Here is a 25,282-nt window from a genome sequence, read left to right as displayed (position 1 = left end):
GATACTGTATGTGCTGCGCGGGCGAAAACCGGGTGTCTGCCCTACTCCTTGCCCACTTTATCCCGTCGCGCTTTCAGCTCTTTCCAGGTGGTCAGAATGATCCCCTCTTCCTCGATGGCCTTCTTTGTGCGCGGGTCGATCATGGCCTGGTAGTCGCCGTAGAGGAAATCCCGGTTGCCGTTGATGATGCCGATCATGCCATCGGGCTTGGTGCAGTGGATGATCATGTAGGTAATGCCGGGCTTCAGGTTGCGGATGGCATCCACGTAGAGCCCCACTTTCTCGTCAATATCGGTGGTCTTCCAGTTGTAGCTGTCGGTGTGGATGTGGTCGAGGACCGGCAGGCCGCCCTCCCAGGTCTTCTCCGCGAATTCGCCCGCGCGCGGCGCCATCAGAATCGGGATTTGCTCTTCGATGGCCACTTTCACGTAGCGATCCACGAATTTGGGACGGAAGCAGGTACCCATATGGGAGTCCATGTGGGTCACCGGCAGGCCCATGGTTCTGGCGCGATCGATCTGGGCGCGGATTTCCAGCTCAAACTCATCCGGCGTGGCCTTCTCCTCCACATCCTTCACGCCGTCGTGCAGGCAACCCATGATGTCCGTTAATCCAGGGACCTGGTTCTTACCCGCCAGGGGCGTCCAGCGATAGTGATCGTACTCCGAGGTCAGCGTGAGGTGCAGACCGGAATCCACATCGGGGTGTTCTTTGGTGTACGCGAGCCAGCCGGGCACCCAGGGGCAGGGCATCATCACGCTGACGGAGGTCACGAGGCCATAGGCCAGGGCCTCGCGCGCGCCTTCGTTGTTGGCGTAGGACATGCCCACATCGTCGCAATGGATGATGACGACGCGATCCTCGGCCTTCCACCCGAGCCGTTCGCCATAGGTGGGTTCCGCGAGGGCGGGAACCGCAACAAACAGGGTGACGAGAATGAGCAGATACGGTCTCATGATGCGGGGCTCCTTCGGTTGATCCAGAGACGGGCCGCCCGGGTGCGATCGGGCGGCCCGCCTCGTATGGTGGCAGAAGTCCGCACACCAGTCAACGCAAATGAAGCCGGGTGCGACGGCAGACTCATTTTCGTCGATTTGAGGGGATCAGGGCTTCACGTCGCCAGCCGGTTCGGCAAATCGCGCCAGGATAGCCTCCGGGGACTCGACAAATTTGCGCTTGCAGAAATCGGAACAAAAGCCGTAGGTCTTGCCCCCATGCTCGGCGGTGGAAGCGGCGGGATACTCCTCCAGGCTCATCTTGCAGACGGGGTCCAGCTTCATGGCCAGGGTGCTGATATCGATCGCGGGCGATTCGGGAGCTTCGGGAGCTTCGGGAGCCGCGGGAGCCTCCGGGGCGGGCGCGGTCTTGGCCGCTGGGGGCACGGGTGTCTCTTTTGCCTGGTTCTCGGTGTTGCAGCCACTCGCGAGGCATACGACAACGAGCGCGGCAAGTGTGGTTCTTCTGTTCATGATGTACTCCTTTTCATGAGATATGAGGCGGTCCGGATGGACCGTATGGCGACTAATGGGGTACGGGGTGCGCGCTTCGCGCGAAGGGATCGTTGGAAGCGTCCTCGTTCCAGATATACTCCGCACCCAATGCGATCTGCTGGGCGCGAGCCTCTCCGTAGAGACGGCGCACGAGGTGCAGGGCCATGTCCATGCCCGCGGACACGCCGGAGGACGTGATCACCTTGCCGTCATCCACCCAGCGGGCTTCGCGTATCCAATCGACTTTGCTGCTCTGGGCCACCGCGCGGTCGAAGAACAATTTGTTCGAGGTGGCCTTGTGGCCGTCGAGTATGCCGGCGCGGGCCAGAAGGACCGAGCCCGAGCACACGGAAGTCGTGATTTCGGATTCGGTGTGTCGGGCGCGCAGGAAATCCAGCAGTTCGTTGTCGTCCAGGGCGATCAAGGTGCCGAGTCCACCGGGCACCATGAGGATCTGTAGTGGCGGACAGTCATCGAAGCCATATTGGGCGACGGTTTCGACACCCTGGGTGGAGCGGACGGGACCGGCCTTTCGCGCGACGGTAACCACCTTGAATTCTTTCACATAACCCCACATCTCGATGGGGCCGTAGACGTCCAGTACCTCAAAACCCTCGTAGAGCAGTATCCCGACGGTCTTCTGGTTCTTCTCGCGCTCTTTGGCTTGCTGCTCATAGGCCGACTTCGTTATCAGGGCCATGCCGCAATCGTCGCAGGAGCCCGCGCCTGCATAGTCTCTCAGCGCGCAGGGATTGCCCCGCATGGGACACCAGAAGATCTCGTGGGGAGCATCCGCCGCGGGCAGCACCCCGGGATCCAGCGCCGCGGCCACATAGGCCGCCGTTCCGCCGGCGATAGTCGCGCCGTACTCCTCGCGGTTGGTGGCGCCGTCGCCGTCGGCGTCGCCATCGGGACCCAGCGCGCCGCCGAGTTTCAAGGCGAGGCTGTAGTCGCCCTTGAGGGGGCTGGCGAAGGCGGCGCACATGGACGCAATCGCATCAAAGGAACCCTGGGTCCCAATCAGGACGTAGCCCACCACCATGGTGGGCGCGGTGGGATAGGCCTTCTGCAACAGGGTGAGGTCCTTCGTGGCGGAAGCCAGGCACTGGTCATAAGCGGCCCGAACGGCGGCGTGGCTCGCACCACCCTTGTCGCCGAAGTCGATCTTGTCGTCGGCGAGCACGGCGGACACCAGCGCCATTTCGGCGGCATCCAGCATGCCATTGCCCGCTGAGGATTTGTCTTTGTTGCCATCGACCGTGACGGGATCGAAATTGACCCCCTTGAGGGCGGCGGCAAAGTCGACCATGACCGGGGCGGCCGACGCCAGAGCGGTCGTCAGCAGCGCCAGGGCCGCGCACGCCGTGTGGATACATTTTCTCGTGATCATGCTGAAAGCTCCCGCGTTTCCACGCGTTGCGGCGGCGCGGCGGATCCCGGATCCGCCGCGCCGGCCGGAATCAGTCAAAGGCGCCCGTAAACACGGAAGTGGGTCCGTTGACCGGCGCTTTGTCGTTGAGTTTGATGAACGAAACGTGACCGTCCATATAGAGCACGTTGGATCCGCCGGGAACGTGATTGAAGGCCTTGGGCTTGGCGGAGACCTTGTCCCACAACACGAAAATCTCACTCTGGGCCTTTGCGGAGCCGCCGGGGTTGTTGATGTCCGTGATGAGGAAACGCTCAACGCCTTCGCGCAACTTTGAGAGCGTATTCGTCGACGCGGTACCGCAGGGGCCGGTGCAACTGGACATCAGCAGTCCGGTAGCGGAGAGGACCCAGTCCTTATCCGACATGGCGTATTCTTCGTCATAGCTGGGGCCGCCGATAAGACCGAAGGATATATCGGAGACGAGGGCCATCAACTGCTTGGGTGCTATCGCCGGTGGCGGCAGGAAGAGCAGCGCGGAAGCATCCGTCACGTTGTCGGGCAGGTTCTCCAGTTTGTCGAGCACGTAGCCGTAGTAGTGATAGCTGTCGTCCAGAACATGGACACCCTGCTTGGTGTCGCTGCACTTACGGAAGAAGGTATCCTGACCGGTGACCTTGCTCTTGAACTGGTCGACACTGGCGGTTGAGCTGGAGGGACAAATCAGCGTCTTGGGATCGTTCAGATACTCGGGATAGATGCGCTCCATCCGCATCGAGGAGTAGAAATAAGGAAAGGGCATGATTGCGGGATAATTCACGTCGTCGCAATCCACGACGTTGTCGATGTTGAACTCCATCGGCGGAAAATGATTTCCCGCACTTTCGTTGGCGTACATTTTCATGGCCAGGCCTAGCTGCTTCAGATTGTTCTGGCAGCTCGCGCGGCGGGCCGCCTCTCGGGCGCGCGCCAGCGCGGGCAGCAGGATGGCGGCGAGAATACCGATAATGGCAATAACCACCAGCAGTTCAATCAAGGTAAATCCACGATTCTGTTTCATGACAAGGAATCTCCAACGGGGCGGCACAGTTCTATCCTGCGCCGGCGTTCCCGCAATGTGGGTGTGGGTTGGCAGGCGACCGCGTTCGGGGCGCGCCCACAAAGGCGCGCCCACGCACGGCGCTGATAATCAGGAAGAAACGATGCCTACTGGAGGCCGTAGTGTCCGATCATTTTCGGGTAGAGATAGGTGTTCTCGTCATCGTCCACCACGGGGAATTCCGTGTTATAACGCACGAACTCGACGTGGCCGTCCATGTAGAGCACATTGCACCCGCCTGGCACGTGGTTGTACGCCAGTCCGCCCACGACAACGCTGTTGTCGGCCGGATTCCCGTAGGTGTCGAACATGACGGTGATGGTGCTCTGGGCCATCGCGCTTGCACCGGGATTGTTGATGTCGGTAATCGCAAAGCGCTCGACGCCCTCACGAATCCGCGTGGCCCGGTTGGAATTGGCGAAGCCCGTTCCGAGCAGGGGCATCCAGACGATCTTGGTCGAAACCGTGAGATCGTTGTCCCAGTCTTTGGGCGTGATGGCCGCGTTGACCACATCCAGCCCCAACAGGGTTCCCGCCGGAATTACGGGACCCGAGGCCGCGGACGTTCCGGTGCTGTTGAACATGCCATAGAACTCGTTCACGTTGGTCATGGCGAAACCACAGTAAAAATAGGAACGACCGAGTGCCGCGGAACGGAAATAGTCCGCGCTGGCCTCGTCATTGTTGGCAACGGCCGCCTCGATGTGATCTTCCACCGCGCCCACCGGCAAGCGGCTGCCCACCATCATGCCCTCGGCGTCGGCGCCGGAATCGGAGGGGCACTTGCCGATATTCAAGTCGGTCAAGTATTCCGGGTAGATCTGGGCGGCGTCGGGTGCGGCAAAGATGGAAACGCCGCTGGAATTGGCATAGGGCGCCAGGCGCGGGAAGGTCTGGCCCTTGCTCTCATTGGCGTACATTTTCACGGTGAGGCCAAACTGCTTCAGATTATTCTGGCAGCTTGCCCGGCGCGCGGCTTCCCGGGCGCGAGCCAGGGCGGGCAGCAGTATCGCGGCGAGAATACCGATAATGGCGATGACTACGAGAAGTTCAATGAGTGTAAAACCCTTCTTGGGCATGGGGATCGTCCTTTCAAGACTTGGAAAGGCGGCTATCGCAGGGCCGGACTCGTGCAATGAACGTGGCGTCCAAGGAACGGGGTGGTGTCCGGGGCCATCTCCCGCCTGATGCGGGTACAGACATGCGAGTGCCGCGTTTCGACACACTTCTAGCGTTTAGAAACTGGGGTGATCTTAAGCGAAGTGTGTGGAAAGGGGGGGCGCCCGGGTTTGGAAGATACTATCGACCAACGCACTGTCGAGTTGCGCGGATCGCGTCTGGGGCGGGGTGAACTTCGGCTCCGGCGGAACCGGGACGTGTACCGTAGCCGCCAGCGGCGCCACGCTGCTGACGAGCTTGCAGAGGGCGCAGCCGGAATCTCCGGGTGCGACCGGGGCGTCGGATTCTCCATCCTTCGCGGGTGGCATCGCGCAACAGGCGCGGATCGCATGCATGCTCGTTCCACTCGACGCCGCGGCGCACTGGGCATCGAGCGCCCGCTGGGTGGCGCAGATCCCGGGGATAAAAGCGCGACCGGATGCCACCAGATAGAGCACCACCAGCAGCCACGAAGCAACCCAGAACGTGCGCGAGCGACGCTGTAGACTTGCGGGTGTGGCGGAAAAATAGTGGCGCATCACAGTGACCTGGACGAAAAAGGGGACGGGACTCAGTGGGGAATTTTACACACCCCCCGCGAAAAAAGCAAAATCCGGCAGAAATGCCGTGCCCTGCCCTACTCCCCTGACGCCAGACCCGCCCCGTCACCGATGGCGGCCATGGAGGCTTCGAGCGAGATCTGCAGCGAAGCCAGCGCCGACCTCACTTCCGGATCCTGGGAGCCAATCAGGTTGTTCAATTCCCCTGGATCCGTCGCGAGGTGGTAGAGTTCGTCCCTGCCGGTGTTGCGAAAGTCGCGGATGAGTTTCCAGTCCGGGGTGCGATATCCCCGCAGGTTGCCCGCGCCCTCGTTGTTCTCGCGCTGGTCATACTGGATGAAAAAATCATCGCGCCAAGGGGGGAACTCCCCCTTCAGGAGCGGCGCAAAGTCCTGTCCGCGCAGGAGACTACCTTCGGGCATACTCACGCCCGCCAGGGACAACAGGCTTGGAAACCAGTCGAGGTTTGAGGTCGTGCGTGTCACCGTCGTGCCCGGAGCAATGCCCGCAGGCCAGCGCAGAATGGCCGGTGCGCGCACGGAGGTATCCCACAAATTGGTCCGTGTGCTCTGCTTGTCTTTTAACAGCCACCAGCCATTGCCCTTGTGCCAGATCCCGTGGTGAGCCAGGTTGTAACCGTGGTCGGAAGTAAACACGATGAGCGTGTTGTCGGCAAGCCCCTGCTTATCGAGCGCCCCCAGAATTCGACCCAGATTTCTATCCACGCTATGTACACTGGCCAGATACTCCCGGGTCATGCGCTCCGCACGCGGCACATCGAGATCGGGGTGACGCGGCTCGGGCAGCGTAGGCTTGAGGTCCTTGAACAAGTTCCAATCCTCGTCATGCAGGGGCATCCACGTGCGATCGCCGTCTTCATTCTTGTTCGCGTTGGCGTGGGGCGCCCAGAAGTGGAGGGATATCAGGAAGGGCCTGTTGTCCTCTCTCGCCATGAAGTCCAGCGCGATGTCGGTGACGATATCGGAACTGAAGCCCTCAACCTTGCGCTCGCCGTCGGGAAATTCCACTACGGGGTCTTTTGACACCATGGCGCCGTGGCGCCAGCCCGCGAAGTAGTCGTAGCCGAAGACCCGCGGGTGCGACTCATCCCGCGCGCCCACATGCCACTTGCCGATGTGGGCCGTGCGGTAGCCCGCGTCGCGGAGCACCTGGGCCAGGCGGGCAACGCGGGATCGAGTCCCTTAACCGGTGGATCGCTCTCCGCAAGATAATCGGTGATGCCAAGCTCCGTCCCGTAGCGGCTGGTAAGCATGCTCGCCCGTGCGGGACTGCACACGGGCGTGGTGACAATGTAGTTCGCCAGATGCGCGCCTTCGGCCCTGAGCCGATCCAGATTGGGCGTGCGCGCATCGGGGTGCCCGCCCCCGCCCCCGCCCCAGGCCCAGGGGCCCTGATCGTCCGTCATAATAAAGAGGATGTTGGGCCGCGCGGGTACGGCGATAGAAGCGAAAGGAAACAGCATTCCCAGTGCATTGATCAGGACCGCGGCTATAATGGGAATTCGTTTCACGGCATCTATTCTCCGTTGTGCTGCGGGCAATTCAAAGGAATGGCTTCCCACGGTTAAACACAGATTCACTTGGAGCAGCCCCAGGCCGCACACAATTATTCCAAACACAGAGATACGAAGGAACGGAGCGCATCACGGTACGGCTGGTTTCGAGAAGGACGCTCTTGCTCTACGCCATCGGATTTCATTCTTCGTGCCTCTGTGTATTCCGTGATCAGCATTCTTTCTTCGTTGATCGCCAAGGAATCGATAGGCACATTCTGGCGAATCCTTTGCCTTACCTCGACACACGCTGGCTATTCTTCTTCCCGATGTCCATCCGCGTTCATCTGTGGGAAGTCCCCCCTACTCCGCGCCGCCGCCACCTTTTTCCGCCGCGCCCGAGCTGGTGTCCTTTCGGAACATCAGCGGGGTGATTGTATCTCCGGCGGGTTTGAGTTTGTCGTCATTTAGTCGGTCCACCTCTCTCGCCGTCTTAAACCAGGCCGCCTTCATAGATTCCACCCGCTCCGGTTCCTCCGCCGCGAGATCGTGCAGTTCCGTTCGGTCCTCATCGAGGTTGTAGAGTTCCCACTTGCCCAGTTTCGCCGACACCAGTTTCCACGGCCCCATGCGCAGGGCGCGGTCGTTGCCGAAGTGGAAATAGAGCGCCTCGTGGGGCGTGCGTGTCTCGCCGCGAAAGATGGGCGCGAGGGATTGGCCCTGAAGCGGGTCGATGATGCGTGTCCCAACTTGCGTCGGGTAGTTCGCGCCACCCAATTCCAACACGGTCGCCATCACATCGATCAGGTGGCCCGGCTGATCCGTCGTGCCGCCCGGCGCCATCTTCAGACCTGCGGGCCAGTGGGCGATGAGGGGGGACGCAATGCCGCCTTCGTGCTGGTTCTGCTTGTAGAGCCGGAAAGGCGTGTTGCCCAGGTGCGCCCAGCTCGCGTCGTAGGTCCAGTGTGATCCCGGCTCCCACGGCTTCATGAAGCGCCCCGTGGTCCGCTCGAAGGGGCATGCGCCATTGTCCGCCATGAAGAGGATCAGCGTGTTCTCCAGCAGCCCCTTCTCCTGGAGATGGTCCACGATCCGGCCCACGCTCGCGTCCAGTTCGCCCACCATCGCCGCGAAGACCTCCATGCGGTCCGCCTCCCACTGGCGATCAGCGTCGCTCAATGAGTCCCACGCCGGGATATGATCCGGGCGCGGGCTCAGCGCCAACTTCGCGGGAAGGAGGCCCGAGGCTACCTGGCGCTCGTGCCGCTTCACGCGCAGGACATCCCAGCCCGCATCGTAGCGCCCGTCCTGGGCTTTCACCTTATCCTCGGGGGCCTGAAGCGGATAGTGGGGCGCGTTGAACGCGGCATAAAGGAAAAAGGGCTTGCCGTCCGCCGCCATCTCGTCCACAAAGTCATTCGCAAAGTCCGCCACCGCGTGGGTCGTGTAGAAGGGCCGTCCCTTCACGGTCTCGGGCACGGGCCACACTTCCCCATTGAGCCGAAAGGTCTTGTCGCCCGCGAAATAGTCCGTCGCGCCGGAGAGGTGCCCCCAGTAACGCTGAAAGCCGAAATCCGTCGGCTGCTTGTCCAGGTGCCACTTCCCCACCATGCCCGTGGCGTAGCCCGCCGCCTGTAGCACTTCCGCCATCGTCGCGCCCCGGCTCAGGGACTCCGCCCCGGCCTGATCGCAGTAGAGCCCCGTCATCAGGGACACGCGGGAGGAATGGCATTTGGCTGTGTTATAGAACTGGGTGAAGCGCAGCCCGCCCTGCGCCAGAGAATCCAGGCGCGGCGTGGCGATTTCGCTGCCGTAGCAACCCAGATCGGAAAAGCCGAGATCATCCGCCAGGATGACCACGATGTTGGGACGGGACTCGCCCTGGACGGAAAGGCCCGCCAGAATCAGGGCCGCAAGCACGGTGAGGGATCGGAAGGACATCGGGCAATACTCCTTGTTGAACGGACGCCATCAACGTTTGGTCGCGGCTCCGTTTCCGGCGCTTCAGGGGGACAGGTCGCAAGGTCGGGAGCAGCGGGTGGAAGTATCCGGGAACCTTCTGGACAGATGCCGGATTTTACTGCATGATGGAGTACGGATCGCAAGCGCGGCAATGGGGCCTTCCCGGGCCGCCTCGGTCGGGGTATGAAGCAATAGGGAGGCACAGTCATGGCGGAGTTTCGCGATAGAATATTGGTCGGGATCCTGAGTATAGTCGCGGCGTGTGGTGCCGGGGCGGGGGACGGTGTCCACCTCGCCCTTTCCGGACTTCACAATGCGGCCGACCCGGTGCGAGGCGGCGGGGACTGGTGGGGCATTTTCCCGGAGGGCGAAGGCTATACCTTCCAGCCCGTGCGGGTGCGCGTGGAGGCGGTCGTCGATCCCCTCGCGGACGGAGACACGCGCAAGACTGCGACCCTGATTACGGTTCCCGGAAAGGTTGAGGATATTCCTCTGATTCGCGGTCTCATGTCCTCGGTCGCCGGACCGCTGAAGTCGCTGAAACCTGAGAAGAACTGGGGCTACATCGCCCCTGGAAACTCCATTACGTTGCCGTGGGTCGGAGCGCCGAAGGAAATCCTGTCCATTTCTGCGGAAGGTCGAGAGGCGCGCAAGCACCACCCACGCTTCGGGTCCATAGACGGCGTGGACTATAAACTTCGATTGAACCGCCGAGTGGAAAAGGAGACCACGACTCAAGTTATCGCATCTCTTCCCGTCTTGAGGGCTCTCGAGGGACCTGAGCTGCTCTGGGCAGGCGACTTGGATCGCGATGGAAAGCTGGATCTGCTGTACAACCTCAGTTCGTTCTACATCGACACCGAGCTGGCCCTGTTTCTTTCCTCCGCCGCAAAAGAAGGCGAACTCGTCGGACTGGTGGCCCGATGGAATGCCGTGGGTTGGTGTTAACCGCGCCGATCCATGAATCAAAGCTTGGGCTGGTGCTTGTCCATCGTCTGCGATGAACAATTGACGTAAAAGGATTGGCTCGTAATTGGGGCGAATGCGGTACCGTGCGCGGCCTGCGCTGCGAACGGGGCGCACTCGATCAGCAGCGATACCATAGTCGTTTTCAAAGTCATCGCATATGAATTCCTGCGATTTGCGTCCACAGCATCCACGACCCCACCGACGCGCTTCTCGTTCGCAGCTTCGTCGTAGATCGATTTTTACCGTGCTTAGTCGTTTCAGTCTGCATTACCGAATGGAATGGCGACATGGATATTCGGGTGAAATAGATGCCAGCTTCGGAGCAGCCACCATGAGCGGATGTGATAGCATGCGATGCTGACATCGGTAAATGGTTTTGGACATTGTACTCAACCTCGAGTGGGGGGATTCCCAGTGCAATCGCTAAGAATAACGCATTTCAAGGGGAATGAAGCCAGTCCTGGGAGACTGGTGGAGATCGAGTTTGAAGTAGATGGCGCAGCAAAACGTGAGGTCACATCCCGGTTCAACTTCGCGTTGACTACTCAGGATCGCGAGGATATTCGATGGTATCTTGAGGAGTTTCTTGAATATCCACAGGATCCCGCTCCCAGAGTAGCAGAGCGCATTGAAGCACGTATAGAAGCTATCGGCGAAATGTTATTCAATGCAATTTTTGGATTCGATGATTTTTCGCGCGAACTCTGGATGGAGGTTCAGAACACAATCAATGCCACGCGCGTCCAAATTGTTGAATCAGATGAAGAGGCAATGTCGATTCCTTGGGAACTCATTCGTGACCCGAAGAGAGGCGAGTACGTCGCGCTGACAGCCTTAGCGTTCGTTCGCTCCCGCCCAGAATCTATTGCTGGCACGCAGGATACGGGAGCGGAAGCTAGAGATGAACGATTTCGCGTCTTACTTGTCATTTGCCGTCCGAAACGCGAGAACGATGTCCCCTTCCGTTCGGTCGCCATTCAAATTATGAAGGGGCTCGGAGAGAGTTACTCTCCGCGTTTACAGTTCGACGTGCTACGTCCTCCTACGTTTCGTCAGCTCGAACTTACGGTACGACAGGCCAAGCAGAACGGCTTTCCCTATCGCATTGTTCATTTCGATGGGCACGGAATTTTCTTGGATGACTCAGAGCAGTCCGCTGGTATGCATCCCGCCGATGCGTGCGGACTACCCCACCGCGCGCGAGGTTACATATGCTTTGAGAAACCAGAGCGGTTGGATAATAGGGAATTGATAGACGGAACGTCTCTTGGTCGACTATTGGCGGATTCAAATGTTTCGATTCTAGTCCTGAACGCATGCAGATCAGCGCACGCGCAACCAAGGGAGTTACCTAACGACTCCGTTGGCGACGGGAGCGACACACAGGGAAGCGTACTTGCCTTCGGCTCACTTGCGCAGGAGGCAGTGGATCAAGGAGTCACTGGTGTCGTAGCCATGCGCTATAACGTCTACGTTGTAACTGCAGCTCACTTTATGACTGACCTCTATAGTGCCCTTATACAGGGCTCTGGGCTGGGTGAAGCGGTGTCTCGTGGAAGAGGAAAGCTGCATTCAGATCCGATGCGCGCTATCGCATTCTCACCCACCCCTCTGCAGGATTGGTCCGTCCCGATCGTTTATGAGCGGGTTCCAGTTTACATGCTCCCGAAATCGAATGGTGCTGACACGGACTTGCATGTTTCAAACGACTTAGATGCAACTGCATGTTTCGATCCCCAACTACCCAATCCGCCTGATGCGGGGTTTCTCGGGCGTGATGAGACTCTCTTGGCCCTTGATCGTGCATTTGACACGGAATCCATCGTGTTACTTCACGCGTACGTGGGAAGCGGAAAGACTGCCGTAGCCGCTGAATTCGCCCGATGGTATTCCAGAACCGGTGGCATTAAAGCGGGGAGAGTTTTGTTCAGCTCCTTTGATACCCATATTACACTGCGTAGTGTGTTGGACCATTTTGGCGAGGTATTTCGGACGGAATTGGAGAAAAGCAAGGTCAATTGGGACGCGGTTAGCGACGTTCGAGACATGAGCCGAATTGTTCTTCGATTTCTTGAACGAGTCCCGATTCTATGGATTTGGGACAACATCCAGCCTATTACTGGATTTCCTGATGAATCCGACACGCCCTGGACCTTAAATGAGCGGAAGGAGATTGCCGATTTTCTACGGGAGGCGAATGAAACATCTGTAAAGCTTCTACTCACATCGCGCCGGAAGGAATGGTTGCTCCTGGGTAACCTGCCGCAACGCATTGCCCTCCCCAAGATGCCGATGAGGGAGCGAATTCAACTTACCAAAGCGTTGTCAGAGAGACGAGGACACCAGATCGCCGATGTTAACGACTGGCGACCACTTCTCGATTTTTCGGATGGAAATCCTCTTACAATCACTGTTCTGGTGAATCAGGTCTTGGCCGACAATTTAGTGCAGAGATCAGATATTGAATTGTTAGTTGCGCAACTTCGTGCGGGCGAAGCCGATTTCACAGATGAGGAGTTCGAGGGCCTCTCAACGTCGCTTGGCCGTTCGCTTGACTACAGTTTCAGGTACTCGTTTACGGACTTAGAGAGAAAGCAAATCGCTTTACTTCACATATTCCAAGGTTGCGTTTTTGTTAGAGTACTTGTGGACATGGGCCGTGTCGACTCTGCATTTTGTATAGACTCAATAAAAGGGGTAACGGAAGAATACTGCAAGGAACTTCTAGATCGTGTTGCCAATTGTGGTGTGCTCGCCCCCTTGGGGAATGGCAGATACTCAATTCATCCTGCATTCCCGTGGTACTTAAAGCCTCTATACAATTCGCAATATTCTGATCCGTTAGCCACCAAGAGATCTTTCACGATGGCGATAGGAACAATGGGCCATTCTTATCACAACCAGTTCGGAAATGGCAATCGAATAGTACTTGAACTTCTTGCCGCCGAGGAGGCCAATTTCCTTCATGCACGAGAGCTCGCACGTGCGAATGAGTGGTGGAGTCCACTCGTGGGCACTATGCAGGGTCTGTGGACTCTTTGTCAGTACACTGGACAATCGAAAAAATGGAGGTATTTGGTCGGGGAGATCACCCAATATTTTATAGATTCCAATACCGGCGGGCCGTTGCCCGGAAGAGATGCCGAATGGTTATTTGTCGCTGGGTATAGAATCTCGCTGGCTGAGGAATCAAGAGATTGGATGGAGGCGGAGCGGCTGGAGGTGCTTTGGATCAATTGGACGAGAGATCGCGCGAAGAACTCTCTTTCGAAAAAGCAAAAGAAGCTTAACAACAATGACCGACATCTCATTCGCTCTCTCTCCGTAGCGCTGCAACAGGCTGGCCACACACAACGTGCTCAAGGTAAGTCCCAGTGTATCGAGTTCTACGATGAGGGAATGAGACTATCAAAGCTAATTGGAGATGCACCTAGCGCCGCAATCATCGCATACAATCTGGGGCGCGCCTACACAGAAGTTTCATCTCTGAAGGACTTGAACAGTGCCGAAAAATATTACCTAGCAAGTCTCGCCATGCATCATAGCCAGGATCTATTGGGGAAGGCCAGATGCATGGCAGAATTGGGAAAAGTTTCCTCGAGTCGTTTTGAAGAGGGCCTTCTCTCAAGCCGTCCAGAAGCGGAACTAGTCGAGCACTTTGAGAAGGCACTAGGCTATTACGAACAAGTACTACGAACGATACCTAGTGACGACATCAACATGTTTGGACTCACCCACGGACAGCTCGGAAACCTTTATAGACGCGCTGGCCAATTCAACATGGCTCTGGAGCACCATCTCAAGTGTCTCCGCTATGAAGAATTACGTGGAGTCCAATTCGATACTGCATCGGCTCGATTCAACATTGCGCTAGACTTTGGTAGTGCCGGAAGATTTTCGGAATCTTTGATCTATGCCAAGGCTGCTTTGCGCGATTTCGAGGATTACGGCCCGCGTGCAGTCGAAATGGCGGAGAGAACGAAGGAGCTGATAGCAATTTGCGAAGTAGAGGCAAGTAAGATGCGTGGGACCGACTTGTCAATTGACTAAATTTCTTCAGGTTGAAGCGTATGTGGAAAGTAACCTGTTGAAAGTATCCCCTGACGCGAAGCTTCTTGACTCGGCGAACCTACATCAAAATGGCCTCTACGCACCCCGGAGGAAAATCTTCTCCGTGACGTTCTTAATATTAGAGGGACCCGGTGTAGGACTTTTTCAGTTAAAACTTTCGGAGGGTGGTTGTGATCGGTAACCACGCCGCTCCAATGGCCGGAAAGAGTCCGCCGAGGACACAGATGCTCGCGGCCCAGTGGTTGGCGTTGGCGCGGGCGTGGAGGCGTTTTTCCATAGCCCATGCGCCTCACTCGTACACCGTGAAGAACAGCGCGTCCCCCACCGTCGCGTATTCCGCTTTTGTGACGCGCTCTATTTCCGCGTCGGGCGCGAGGCCGGGGATCGGCTCGTTCAGCTCGGCTTCGGTCAGCACATGGATTCTGAAGGAGGCCAGCACAGCGTGTATTTTTTCCTCGAAAGCCTTCAGCGTCGCGGCGGCTTCGGGCGTGAGAAACTCGGGATCGTCGAAGGGCGAGCCTTCGTCTTCTACTTCGTCTCGTTCGCGGCCAAACACGATGTCGGGGGAGGATGGCCCGTCTTCGGAGACGTAGAGAAAGCCGCGCTGCACGGCGGCGAAGGGCGCGATCATGGAAATGCCGACGATATAGCCCACGCGGCCCGTCATGGGAACGGTCACGGGCACAAAGTCTTCCTTCTCCTCGTCCCACCCGTCCTCCTCGAAGGTGCCGTCGAACTCAAAGACTTTGCCATCGGGACTGAGGAATACTATGTCGTAGCTCCGCGGATCGTCCGGCCAGAGATTTTCGTCGTCCGGCTCACCTTCCTCATCCCACACCACCATCTCCTGGGGCGGACGATGGTGCACATGGACCGCCGGGTCAACACCCATCAGCGCGGCACGGACCTCGTCGCCAATTCCGTCGTAGTAGGAATCTCCGTCGTAGTAATAACCGCCGGTCACCCGTCCATCCGGAAAGGCGTTGCGGATTACTCGGTTTACTTCTTCCATGTCCATGGTGGTGACGCTCCTGTTGCTTGCATCGGTTGGCATCACGCTAATCTACGAGGGCGTGGCGCGTCAAGAAACGGGCTTCAGACGCCCCAGCCCGCACCCGGCATCACCATACTCCCCACGTTCTCCGCGCTTACGGTCTCTATTTCGAGACAAAACCCGTCTCAATTCGGAGACTTCAGCCCACTATTACTCCACGCTCTCTGGTGCTGTGGCGCGATTGCCTATTGGAAATAAACAGCTTACACCGGATTCTCAATATCAGGTCTATTGGCAAGACTCTTGCTTATTAAACAAGACCATCTACTACACAAAAACCAGCCGGAGACAGCCCAAGCACACGCTGTCACTGAAACCAAGAGATACCCCGATACGATGAATACGAATACCGTCTGGTACCTGGACACGATCCTCATTCGCCCCGGAGTAGCCGCCATGCCTAAGCTTGCCACTCGCAAGACCGTGCAACTCGACGCCGCCGCCGCCATCGGCCTGGTCGCGGTCGAAGCGTCGGGCCGCTTCAACTGGGAATTGATCGCCGCGCCGGACGGCAGCGAAGCACCCCTGCACGGCGCCAATGACCGTCGCGTGCGGTTCACGCCGGACACCCCCGGCCGCTACCTTATCCGACTCAACGCCACCACGGCCCGGGGCGAGACCCACCACGTAATCCGAATTGGTGCGGGGGAAGATGGCGCCATCGCCCTGACCACCCTCGAAATCAAGGCATCGCCCGCTGACTGAAGGCGGGTTGTTCCCACCACGCGGGGCGGATGACGGAATACGCGCTCGAATCGCACCCGAGCTGCGGGGATCTCCGTCACCCGCCTCGCACTTTTGTTTACGGGTCTTCTACACCATCGCGGTGATTTCCCAACGTGCCTTCAGCCGACCGAGAGCCTGGTTGCGATTCTTCCCGGCTCAGGGCAGTTGGAGCAGCGATTGAATTTCACTGACCAGTCCGTACACGGCCACGATGTCCTTTAATCCGTCTTCGTTGGCGTCGTAGATCTGAAAGCGGGCACCGCCGCCGCTACCGAAGTTGAAGCGGCCCGGACGGTTCATGTTGTAGCGCTGCTCGGGCAGGAATGTGCGGTCTCCATTGCCGAGGAGCACGGATACGTCGAGGGTTGTCCCGCTCGCGGAAATGAGATCGAGGACGCCATCGCCATCAATATCGGCGGCGCTGCCCTGACCGGGATCGGATCCGTTGCCGGGCTGATACACGGCGGATTCAAAGCCCCCTCCGTCCAGGCCGTAAAGCAGAAAGAATCCACCTAAGAATTGACTCGTGCCTTTTGAGTCCACGGGGTCGGAGTAACCCGTCATAATGACGACATCCTGGACGGAATCCTGGTCCATGTCGGCCACCTCGATATTTTGTACGTAGAGGCTGGAATCCAGCGCGAAAATCAGGGATGGCGAATCAAAGGTTCCGTCGCCATTGCCCATATGGACCACCACGCCTCCGGGGAAATCATTTACCCCCACGAGCAGATCCTGGAACGTGTCGGCATTGATGTCTGCGGCGGTAATGAACTGGGGGCTGCGGTTGGTATCGATGACCTGGGGTGTCTGGAATGTTCCGTCCCCGTTGCCCAGGAGGATCGCAACTTTCTGCGCGGTTTCCACGGCCACTGCGACATCGTCAAAGGCATCTCCGTTGAAGCGTCCCACCGCACCGTAACTCGGCAGGTTCCCTATGGTCAGGTCGATGGTCGCCGGTGTTTCGAAGGTGCCATCGCCCTTGCCGAGAAGCAGAGAAATGGAATTGCCACTCTGGCTCGGCACCACGAGATCCACAAATCCATCGGCATTAAAATGGCCCAGCGAGATATTGGTGGGCGTCTCGCCGACCTCAATCGGGACGGGTGGGGCAAAGGTCCCATTTTCATTGCCTTTGAGTATGGCTAGGTCATTGCTGATCCGGTGGGCCACGGCGGCGTCCTCAATGGCGTCGCCGTCAAAGTCCGCCACCACGACGGACACCGGTTCGTTGCCTTCGGTGTTCGTGGCGGGCGGCGGCGGGGTGAGGCCGGCACTGCCGTCATTGAACAGCACGAACACGTCCATGCTCCAGTTCGCCGAGACCACGTCGGGGTCGCCGTCTTTGTCCATGTCCGCGATCACGGCGGTCTCGGGGGTATTACCCGTCGGTACCGCCAGCGGCGCGAGGAAGCTTCCATCCCCGACACCGGGCAAGATCGTGATTTCGGAGGAGTTTCGATTGGCCGCCACCAGATCCGGGACATCATCGCCGTTCATATCGGCTGCGGAGACTTTGGCGGGCGTCGCGCTGCCAAATTCCGACACAGCGTAGACAACGGCATCGCGGAACGTACCGTCGCCATTGCCGAGGGCCACCACAGCGGAGGCCGAATTGACGTTGGACTGACCGAAGCCGGCTGCGAGGTCGAAATCGCCATCGCCGTTGAGGTCGGCCACCGCCACGGCCCCTGGAAACGCCTCACCGTCGGGACGGGGGATTGCCACCACGCCGTCCTGGAATGTACCGGAGCCATCGGCATTGTTAAACAACACGTACACCTGCGAGCCGTTCTGGTCTGCGGCGGCGATGTCCGGCGCCTCGTCACCGTCGAAGTCGCCGATGGCGACGTCCGTCACCATCACGCCCGCGGGATAGAGCGCGCCCGCCGCAAAGGCGCCAGACCCATCACCCAGCAGGACTTCCACATTACTGGTGGAATTCGTTCCGGTGGCAATGATCAGATCGAGTGCGGTGTCGCCGTTCAAATCGGCCACGGAGAATTCCGGGGCCTGATTGCCAATGGTTGTGGGCGAGTTTATCGCCGCGCCGAAGCCGCCGACGCCGTCGTTGAGGTAGACCGACACCTGCCCGGGTAGGGCGTTCCCCGGGGCGCGCTGCGCCACAACAAGGTCGAGACTGTCTCCGTCGTCAATGCGCGCCATCGCCACGCCTTCCGGTCTCAGCGTAAACTCGTCGATCAGCACCGAGGATTGCAGTGAACCATCACCGTTGCCCCGAAAGAGCCGGACCCGGTTGAGGCTCGATCCGATTGTTACTGCGATGTCCGGGGCACCATCACCAGTCACATCGCCCGCCGCCGCGTCCGTCGGTATGTCGGCGATGGGATACTTGCGGCCTTCAAAGAGCGGCGCGTCCCGAACGATGATCGTGCCTGCGTCCGTCGTGCCGCCCCGCACCGGAGCCACCGGCGCTGAAGTGCCCTTCAGACTCCGTCCACCTTCCGGGGCGAATCGTGCACGCACCGTGTAGTCGCCGGATACCGTTGGAACGCCGGCAATTGAGAAGCGTCCGTCGACGCCCGTCGTCGCCGTGAATCCGGGTACGACAGTGACCTCCGCGCCTTCCAGGGGCACCTCAGCCTCGTCGGTTACGAGGCCGATCACCGTCGACCCCGGATCGGGCAGGACGGTGAACTCCAGAGGACCCGTAGTCCCGGTGTTTTCATTCGTGTCCGTGGCGATGGCTTCCAAGGTGAGCAGATTGATATCGAGCGGCACCTGATAGTCAAGGGCAAAGGGCACCGCCGTGTCCGTCCCCGCTTCTAGACCCTGCGCGACGAAGGTCACCGAGGCCACGCGACCATTGTCCTCCGCAGTGGCTCTCAAGGTGATCGATTCGCCCTCAATCAATTCGCTTCCATCCCCGGGACTGCTCAGAATCACCGTGGGCGGTGTGGCGTCCGCCACAGCGGGATCGTCATCTTCTCCATCCAGCAGGCCGTCTCCGTCCGAGTCCTGGTCTATCGGCGACGATCCCCGCCGCAACTCCTCGCCATCGGCCAATCCGTCCTGATCCGTGTCGCTGGACGCGGGGTCGGTGCCGACGGCATCTTCCACCGTCACGGACAGGCCGTCCCCGTCCAGATCTTCATCACCATCGAGGATACCGTCGTTGTCGGCGTCGTTGTCGCCCGCAGCCAGACCCAGCGCGGCTTCGATGGCGTCGCGAACACCGTCGAGATCGATGTCGTCGCAATCGCCGGGAAAGCGTTCACAGAGGGTTTCGGCCACCAGCGTGCCCACATTCGTCGTGCCGCCCGCAACGGGAACCGCGGGCGGACTGACCGCGATCAGGGCGGGCCCGCTACCGAGACGCTGTGCGATGGTGACGATATTGCCCTGATTCGCGGCCACCAGCGGAATGCTGAAGGCGCCGCTCGAATCCGTCTCGCCACTCCCGGCAAGATTCACGATGCGGATGTCACTGTCTTCCACGGGCGCGCCGCCGCTGTCCTCCACAGCGCCCACCACCGTGGTGAGGGCGTCACCGGCGACCACCGACACGCGGGCGACCGAAGTTGCACCCCGGTTGTTGGCCGTGATGAATACGGTGCCTTCGCGCACGGCGGTGACCACGCCTTCATTCGAAACCGTCGCGATACGGGGGTTGCTCGTCCGGTAGGTGGTGAAGTCATTTCGCGCGGATACGTCCACGGTGCTGCCATCGGCCAGCGTTGCGATCACCCCCATCCGGGTCGTCGCGCCGGCTTCGGTAAGCACCGGGCTTTCGGGAGTGGCGCGTATGGATACCGGCAGCACGGGTGGAGTCTGACGGAAGATCAGGCTGTCGATGACCTCCACGCCGCCACTGCGCACCTGGAAGGGATCGCTGTAGACATACCAGGTTTCTCCGCCGATCACTCCCGAGCCGGTAATCTGGACGAAATCATCGCCCACCTGGTCACGCGGGGAACCAGGGCCATCGGGGCCGAATGAGTCGGTAACCGAAACATTGTCGAAGAAGAAAAAGCCGCTCTGATCGGGCTGAAAGCTCTGGCCGTTGAGCATGAGCGTGAAGGTTTCGTTGAGTTGGAGTACCGGCGCCTCGCCTTTCGGCTCCGCTTCGGATTTCGACAATTGGTTGACCAGTTCCTGCACCGCCGTGATGACGCGGGGCGTGGCGAGCCCCACAATGGTGCCATGATCCGCGGCGGGGATGGTGCTGATGGCCCCGCCGGTCATCCGATACCCGCGCAGGCAGGCCCCCAAGTCCAGGTTGCATCCGATCGCCATGCAGTTGGCAATTGCGGCCTCGGAGAGTTCGCCGGCGAGTACGGTCTCGGTGTTGGAGGGCGCCGGGAAGGATTCCCCGCGCTGGTAGGCCAGGCAAGTGGGCGGAAAGACCAGCGAGCGCGCGATGGGATCGAAGGCAAAGCGCCGCTCCGCGTCTATATCACCGGACAATCGGACCGAGTCCCCGCCAAGGCTGTAGCCCACGATAACGACCTTGGGCTCCGGACAGTCCGGTGGTTGATCCCGCTTCAATTGATCGAGCCACATTCTGCCGATTTGCACTTGCAAGGGCCCAAAGGACTGGGCGCGGGCGATGAAAGAGCGGACCTTTTCGGGATCCACGGCGTCCACGCCCGACTTGATCGGCTGCACACCCGCGCTGAAATCCCTCCCGAGTAGCGCGTAGAGGTCGTCCTGAAGATCGGTGCCGCCGGCGAAGATGAGCACGGCAACGATGCCGCATCGATCGCGGGCTTTGCCCCGAACGGTGTAGGGCGGACACGTGGCCTGCCACCCGCCCTTCGGGAGGCCGGACCCCTTGTCGGTAACGATGGTGGAGCCATCTTCCGAGACGGCCCCCGAGGCTACGATTGCGTACTGGCCCAGATCGTGATCGAAGCTGAGAAAGTAAGAGACCTGGCCCGGCGCGAGACCGGCGGTGTTCGGGTACTCAACGCGAACCGGTGGATCGTAGGTTGCCCGGGGCGGCTGAAATGTCAGGGTCATGTTGGGCGCCGCGCCGTTCGGCATCGGCATGGGAAGATCGTCGAAATGCACCTGATCCACGGAGACGGCGACCGGGTTCTCCGGTGAAGGCCGCGTGCCGTCCGCGAGGGTCATGGAACCCGCGGCGATGGTGAACTTCACACCCTCCAGTCCCTCTACGGTCAACTCCACATCCTGGGTTCCGTCGTACATGCGCGCGTTGGCCGGATTGATGGCGGGCAACAGCACGGGCATGCTCAGAGAGTTTGCGGTATCGGGCACGATGTAGGGATCATAATTGAGCGACGGAAAAGAACCGACTGGAATCGGCTCGCCGTTCAGTGTCGTGGCGGTGGCGCCGTCCACGCGCAGGTGGGCCAGGCCGCTGGGCAGGTCGGTGAAAGTGAAACTGCCGTCGGCCGCGCTTCGGGTACTTACGAAATCGCTGTCCACCGAAAGCTCGACGGTCGCGCCGCCGATGGGGCCGCCCGCGTTGTCCAGCACGCGCCCGGCGAAGCTGGTGGGCGTTCCATCGCCCCGCGCCAGTCCAAGAATATCAAAGGTCGCCGGGGCGGTCGTGTTTCCTTCAAAATCGGCGGTGATCAGGTTGTGCGTGTCGGCCCCGCCGAGCGTGTAGCGCACTTCGGCATGACCCGACGCCGAAGTCATCACGGTGATCTCCTGGAGCCCTTCGGTGTCGTTGAAATAGCCATCCGCGCTGGTAAATGAAAAGGTTACCGGGACGCCCTCCACCCCATTGTCGCCATCGCTCACCCACACGGTCAGGGGCACGGGCGCGGTACTGTTTATCTCCACCTTCTGATTGTTGCCCTCCATGATGTTAATCTGGGTCGGCGCGCCAGGCAGTGCCGATGCGCAATAGAATACGCTGTTATCCGTATCTTCCGAGACGATTTCAAGGCGGTTGTTGCCCCGGCCCGCGTCCGTGCCCAGGGTCCAGTACATCGTTGCCCGCCCCTGGGCGTCCGTCATGATCTGCAGGCGAATACCGTCGGGATTCGGGATGTCGGGGCTGAGCGAGAGCTGCCCGTCGCTCCGCGTCACGCGGGCGGTGAGGTGGCTGTCGGCAATGGGAAGGTTCGCGCCATCGGTCACTTCCACCACCACGGGCTCGGGCAGCGTGGTATTGGCTCCGCCCAGTTGGCCATTACCGGAAACAAGGGTGATTCGCGGGCCGGCCAGGGGTAATCTCGTCACGGTCACCTGGGCCAGCACGACGTTGCCCGCCTCGTCCGTGGCCGTCGCCTCGATGACGTTCTCTCCCACGGCCAGCGGTACGGCCATGCGGAGGAAGGTGCCATTGGTGCCAAGACCCGGATCGGTCTCCGCAGCCGCGCCATTGACGAGCACCTGGAGCCCCTCGAATCCGGCGAGCAAATCGCCGGCGCGGCCCGACACGTCAATCGAGTCGGTGTAAACCTCCGCGCCGTCTTCGGGAAAATCGATGAAGAGCGCGGGTGGTGAAGCATCTTGAATGACCACCACCGGCGCGGGCGCGCTGCGAAGAAGGAGGTCGTCGACGGCGCTGACAAAAAGTCGGTTCGGCCGGTTTGCATAGAGAGGGACGGACACGGAATAGGCGCCTGCATTGTCCGCCGTAGCCGTGGCAAAGCCCCCTCCGCCGTTGACCTCCACCAGCACACCGGGCTGGGCGTTTCCCGTTATCTGAATCGTAGCTTCACCGGTAAGCTCCGGAAGGGCGTTGACCACGGGCGTCGTGGGCGGCGCCGGCACGGGGCCAGCGGGCTCCTCCGGCCCTCGTGACAGCACAAAGGAAACCGTAGAACCGGGAACAGCTTCGGTGTCCGCGGCGGGATCCTGGGAGATGATGAGGCCGGCGGCCACCGTGTCGCTGAAAGCCTCGGAAACCGTGCCGATGTCCAGACCGGCGGCAATGATTTCGGCCTCCGCCTCGGCCCGCGTGAGCCCGACAATGTCGGGCACCTTCACCGGGGGATCGATGGGAACGCATCCCGTGGATGGAATGAGTGCGGCGAGGCAACACAACGACACTAACGCCAAGAGCAATCGCACGATGCTACCCTCACGAAGAATGGGCACGCCAAACTCACTGCACGACGGAAAGACTCTTCTCGTACCGCTGCGGCCGCGCCCGCACCACAGCGGATTAGAGTGTCAGTATAGCCCGCGTCCGCCATATTGTCTACGGGTTTCGCGGGATATTTCGCGGTCTCACCACGAAGAGGCGGGATTTCGCACACGTGAGGCTACCGCCTTCGACCTATGGACTCTTAATCGATTTGCGGGGTTCGCAGTTCCAATCTGGATATTACGGTTGACTTTCAAGTCCTGAAACGTCGATGCTGCAAGCCGCCGTTGCTATCTCCGGAAAAGGATCCGCCCATGCCGCTTCTCAGCCCCCTTCTCGTCTCCCTGGCCCTGGCCAGCTCCATCGCCCAACCCGCCGACAACGGCTTTGCACCCGACCACCCGATCCGCCGCGTACCAACGCTGCTCGCGCGCGACGTTTCCGCGCTGCCGAAGGCGGAGGTCATCGGCTCGCCCGAGGTGCGGACCTTGCTGGGCTACACCCGTCGCCCAATTCATCTGCCCGACGGCCATACGATGGCACTTTTCTCTTTCAGCTTCAGCGCGCCCGCCAACTGGCTCTTTCTTATCGATTGCCGCACGATGTCCGTCGAGCGCTTTGCCCTGCCCAACAACGACATTGGCAGCCACGGCGCGGCCCTGGGCGCGGACGGCAATATCTACGTCATGTCCTATGGCACGGGCAACGCCTACCGCTTCGACGTGGCGAAGCGCGAGTTCACCGAACTGGCCTGCGAGGTTCCCGAGGGCCAGTACGCGTGGGACGCCATCGGCGGGAAGAACGGCCGCATCTATTTCGGCACCTATCCCGGCGCGTGGTTTGGCGAGTACGACCCCGCCACGGCGAAGTGGGAACTCTGGAAGCAACCCGTGCCCGAGACCAAGTATGTGGGCGAGACCAGCGCGCTGCCCGATGGCCGCATCGCCTTCCGAGCGAATGGACCGGCGGACGTGCGGATGGTTTTCGATCCCGAGACGCGCCAGTTCGCGCCTTTCGACCCGGCAACCGTGGCAACGCCTCAGGTGGCGGCTCCGGCCCTGCCGCCCCAGACCGATCCCGAAGACAGCTTTGAAACACCGGTGGAAGTCGACGGGCGCTGGTTTACCGTGAGCCGCGTGTCCAGTCGACTGATGGAATTGTCCCACGATGCCGAAGTGAAAGTCGCGGGCGAAATGAAGTCGAAAGCCGAGTCGCTGTGGTGGCTCAAGGCACAGCCGGGCGCGGTCACGGGCGTGAGTTACTATGGCGCCATGTTCCGCTATGACCTGGCCACGGGCGAATTGCAGCAGGGCCAACTCGACAACCTTGCGCCAGGCGGCAACTCAATCATGTTCGTGGAGACCATTACGCCCGAGTGCATTGTGGGGGCGAATTACAGCCAGCAGAATCTGTTCACGGTGAATCCCCGCAGCGGCGAGGTGCGTGCGGAGCTGGGCAAGATCGCCCGCGTGCCCGGCGAGGCCATGTGCGCCGTGGGGCTCGATGGTATCGCTTACCTCGGCATCTATGTGCAGACCGTCATCTCGCGATTCGATCCGGCCCTGCCCATCGTCTACGGTGAGAACCCGAAGGAACTCGCCCAGTTCGGTCCGGAGTACAAGCAGACCCGGCCCAGGGCCGCCGTGACCGATGGCAAGCTGGTCTACATTTCCTCCGACAGCGACTACAACCAGCTCGGGGGCGCGCTGATTGTCCACGATCCCGCATCGGGCAAGTTCGACGTGTACCATCACCTGATCAAGGACCAGAATCTGCCCACACTCGCGTGGGACGCCGAGCATAAACTCCTCTGGGGCGGCACGGACCGATGGGGCCAGATGCAGAGTGCGCCGCCGACGCAGGAGAGTGCTTTGATCTATGCCTTCGATCCGGAGAAGCGCGAAGTGGGAAAGACTATCACGCCGTGGCCCGGCGCGGACATGGTCACCCTCCATGGGATCACGCGTGAGGGTGTTCTGCTGGCAACACAGGGGGCCAATGTGGCCTGCATCGACACGAAAACGTGCGAGGTGCTGTATCAGGGGACGTGGCCCGCGGAACTGGGCAACGGCGCCGTGCCCACACACCTGCGCCTCGGCAGCGATGGTCTTTCCTACTTCGTGCGCGGCGGAACGCTGTATCGGTGGGACAGCGCGGCGAATACCCTGGAACCCGTGGCCACGGCGCCGGATGCGAACATGCTCACGGAATCGGAACCGGGCCTCTGGGTGCTCAGCAGCGCCACGACGATCTACCGTCTTCGACTGGGGAACTGAAG

Annotated in this window: 14 protein-coding genes; 4 read left to right on the top strand and 10 right to left on the bottom strand. The window is 60.2% G+C overall.

Features of this window, described 5'->3' with window-relative positions:
• Window positions 1–41: 41 nt before the first annotated feature.
• The 8 genes from JNK74_15460 to JNK74_15425 all read right to left on the bottom strand — a co-directional run bounded on the left by JNK74_15460 (window position 42) and on the right by JNK74_15425 (window position 9,130).
• Window positions 42–956, bottom strand: a complete 915-nt coding sequence (locus JNK74_15460; protein ID MBL7647583.1) for a polysaccharide deacetylase family protein — start codon at window positions 954–956, stop codon at window positions 42–44.
• Window positions 957–1,103: 147 nt separating this feature from the next.
• Entirely contained in the window at window positions 1,104–1,280 is a 177-nt protein-coding gene (locus JNK74_15455) for a YHS domain-containing protein (protein MBL7647582.1), read from the bottom strand.
• Between the two features lie 241 nt (window positions 1,281–1,521).
• A complete protein-coding gene (locus JNK74_15450) occupies window positions 1,522–2,190 on the bottom strand; it encodes a DJ-1/PfpI family protein (protein MBL7647581.1) in 669 nt (222 codons plus the stop codon).
• A 760-nt stretch (window positions 2,191–2,950) separates the two neighbouring features.
• Entirely contained in the window at window positions 2,951–3,919 is a 969-nt protein-coding gene (locus JNK74_15445) for a DUF1559 domain-containing protein (GenBank protein ID MBL7647580.1), read from the bottom strand.
• A 146-nt stretch (window positions 3,920–4,065) separates the two neighbouring features.
• Window positions 4,066–5,037, bottom strand: coding sequence for a DUF1559 domain-containing protein (locus tag JNK74_15440; GenBank protein ID MBL7647579.1), 972 nt, complete (start codon window positions 5,035–5,037; stop codon window positions 4,066–4,068).
• 174 nt (window positions 5,038–5,211) lie between these two features.
• Window positions 5,212–5,655, bottom strand: coding sequence for a hypothetical protein (locus JNK74_15435; GenBank protein ID MBL7647578.1), 444 nt, complete (start codon window positions 5,653–5,655; stop codon window positions 5,212–5,214).
• Between the two features lie 98 nt (window positions 5,656–5,753).
• Window positions 5,754–6,845, bottom strand: coding sequence for a sulfatase-like hydrolase/transferase (locus JNK74_15430; protein ID MBL7647577.1), 1,092 nt, complete (start codon window positions 6,843–6,845; stop codon window positions 5,754–5,756).
• Window positions 6,846–7,552: 707 nt separating this feature from the next.
• Entirely contained in the window at window positions 7,553–9,130 is a 1,578-nt protein-coding gene (locus JNK74_15425) for an arylsulfatase (GenBank protein MBL7647576.1), read from the bottom strand.
• A gap of 228 nt (window positions 9,131–9,358) precedes the next feature.
• Between JNK74_15425 and JNK74_15420 the strand changes: the two genes are divergently transcribed.
• Together JNK74_15420 and JNK74_15415 are read left to right on the top strand one after the other, a co-directional pair.
• Window positions 9,359–10,099, top strand: a complete 741-nt coding sequence (locus JNK74_15420) for a hypothetical protein (protein MBL7647575.1) — start codon at window positions 9,359–9,361, stop codon at window positions 10,097–10,099.
• A 492-nt stretch (window positions 10,100–10,591) separates the two neighbouring features.
• The gene (locus JNK74_15415; protein ID MBL7647574.1) at window positions 10,592–14,170 is read left to right on the top strand and encodes a CHAT domain-containing protein; all 3,579 of its coding nucleotides are present in this window, start codon (window positions 10,592–10,594) and stop codon (window positions 14,168–14,170) included.
• Window positions 14,171–14,480: 310 nt separating this feature from the next.
• Here JNK74_15415 and JNK74_15410 read toward each other — a convergent pair whose 3' ends face one another.
• On the bottom strand, window positions 14,481–15,209 hold the full coding sequence (locus JNK74_15410) for a hypothetical protein (GenBank protein MBL7647573.1): 729 nt from the start codon (window positions 15,207–15,209) through the stop codon (window positions 14,481–14,483).
• A 372-nt stretch (window positions 15,210–15,581) separates the two neighbouring features.
• Between JNK74_15410 and JNK74_15405 the strand changes: the two genes are divergently transcribed.
• On the top strand, window positions 15,582–15,950 hold the full coding sequence (locus tag JNK74_15405; protein ID MBL7647572.1) for a hypothetical protein: 369 nt from the start codon (window positions 15,582–15,584) through the stop codon (window positions 15,948–15,950).
• 177 nt (window positions 15,951–16,127) lie between these two features.
• On the opposite strand, the gene JNK74_15400 is transcribed toward JNK74_15405, so the two are convergent.
• Entirely contained in the window at window positions 16,128–23,015 is a 6,888-nt protein-coding gene (locus JNK74_15400) for a VCBS repeat-containing protein (protein ID MBL7647571.1), read from the bottom strand.
• Window positions 23,016–23,318: 303 nt separating this feature from the next.
• Here JNK74_15400 and JNK74_15395 point away from each other — a divergent pair, with 303 nt between their 5' ends.
• Window positions 23,319–25,280 carry a hypothetical protein gene (locus tag JNK74_15395; protein MBL7647570.1) on the top strand — a complete coding sequence of 654 codons (1,962 nt, stop codon included), beginning with the start codon at window positions 23,319–23,321 and terminating at the stop codon, window positions 25,278–25,280.
• The last annotated feature ends 2 nt before the right edge of the window (window positions 25,281–25,282 follow it).

This window comes from Candidatus Hydrogenedentota bacterium (assembly GCA_016791475.1).
Classification (GTDB): domain Bacteria; phylum Hydrogenedentota; class Hydrogenedentia; order Hydrogenedentales; family JAEUWI01; genus JAEUWI01.
This window is presented reverse-complemented; position numbering and strand designations above follow the sequence as displayed.

Excerpts from the sequence above, each read along its gene's own strand:
- JNK74_15405 (MBL7647572.1), top strand. The coding sequence starts at position 15,582 with ATGAATACGAATACCGTCTGGTACCTGGACACGATCCTCATTCGCCCC.
- JNK74_15410 (MBL7647573.1), bottom strand. The coding sequence starts at position 15,209 with ATGGACATGGAAGAAGTAAACCGAGTAATCCGCAACGCCTTTCCGGAT.
- JNK74_15455 (MBL7647582.1), bottom strand. The coding sequence starts at position 1,280 with ATGAAGCTGGACCCCGTCTGCAAGATGAGCCTGGAGGAGTATCCCGCC.
- JNK74_15420 (MBL7647575.1), top strand. The coding sequence starts at position 9,359 with ATGGCGGAGTTTCGCGATAGAATATTGGTCGGGATCCTGAGTATAGTC.
- JNK74_15450 (MBL7647581.1), bottom strand. The coding sequence starts at position 2,190 with ATGGCCCTGATAACGAAGTCGGCCTATGAGCAGCAAGCCAAAGAGCGC.
- JNK74_15435 (MBL7647578.1), bottom strand. The coding sequence starts at position 5,655 with ATGCGCCACTATTTTTCCGCCACACCCGCAAGTCTACAGCGTCGCTCG.
- JNK74_15440 (MBL7647579.1), bottom strand. The coding sequence starts at position 5,037 with ATGCCCAAGAAGGGTTTTACACTCATTGAACTTCTCGTAGTCATCGCC.
- JNK74_15395 (MBL7647570.1), top strand. The coding sequence starts at position 23,319 with ATGCCGCTTCTCAGCCCCCTTCTCGTCTCCCTGGCCCTGGCCAGCTCC.
- JNK74_15425 (MBL7647576.1), bottom strand. The coding sequence starts at position 9,130 with ATGTCCTTCCGATCCCTCACCGTGCTTGCGGCCCTGATTCTGGCGGGC.
- JNK74_15460 (MBL7647583.1), bottom strand. The coding sequence starts at position 956 with ATGAGACCGTATCTGCTCATTCTCGTCACCCTGTTTGTTGCGGTTCCC.
- JNK74_15445 (MBL7647580.1), bottom strand. The coding sequence starts at position 3,919 with ATGAAACAGAATCGTGGATTTACCTTGATTGAACTGCTGGTGGTTATT.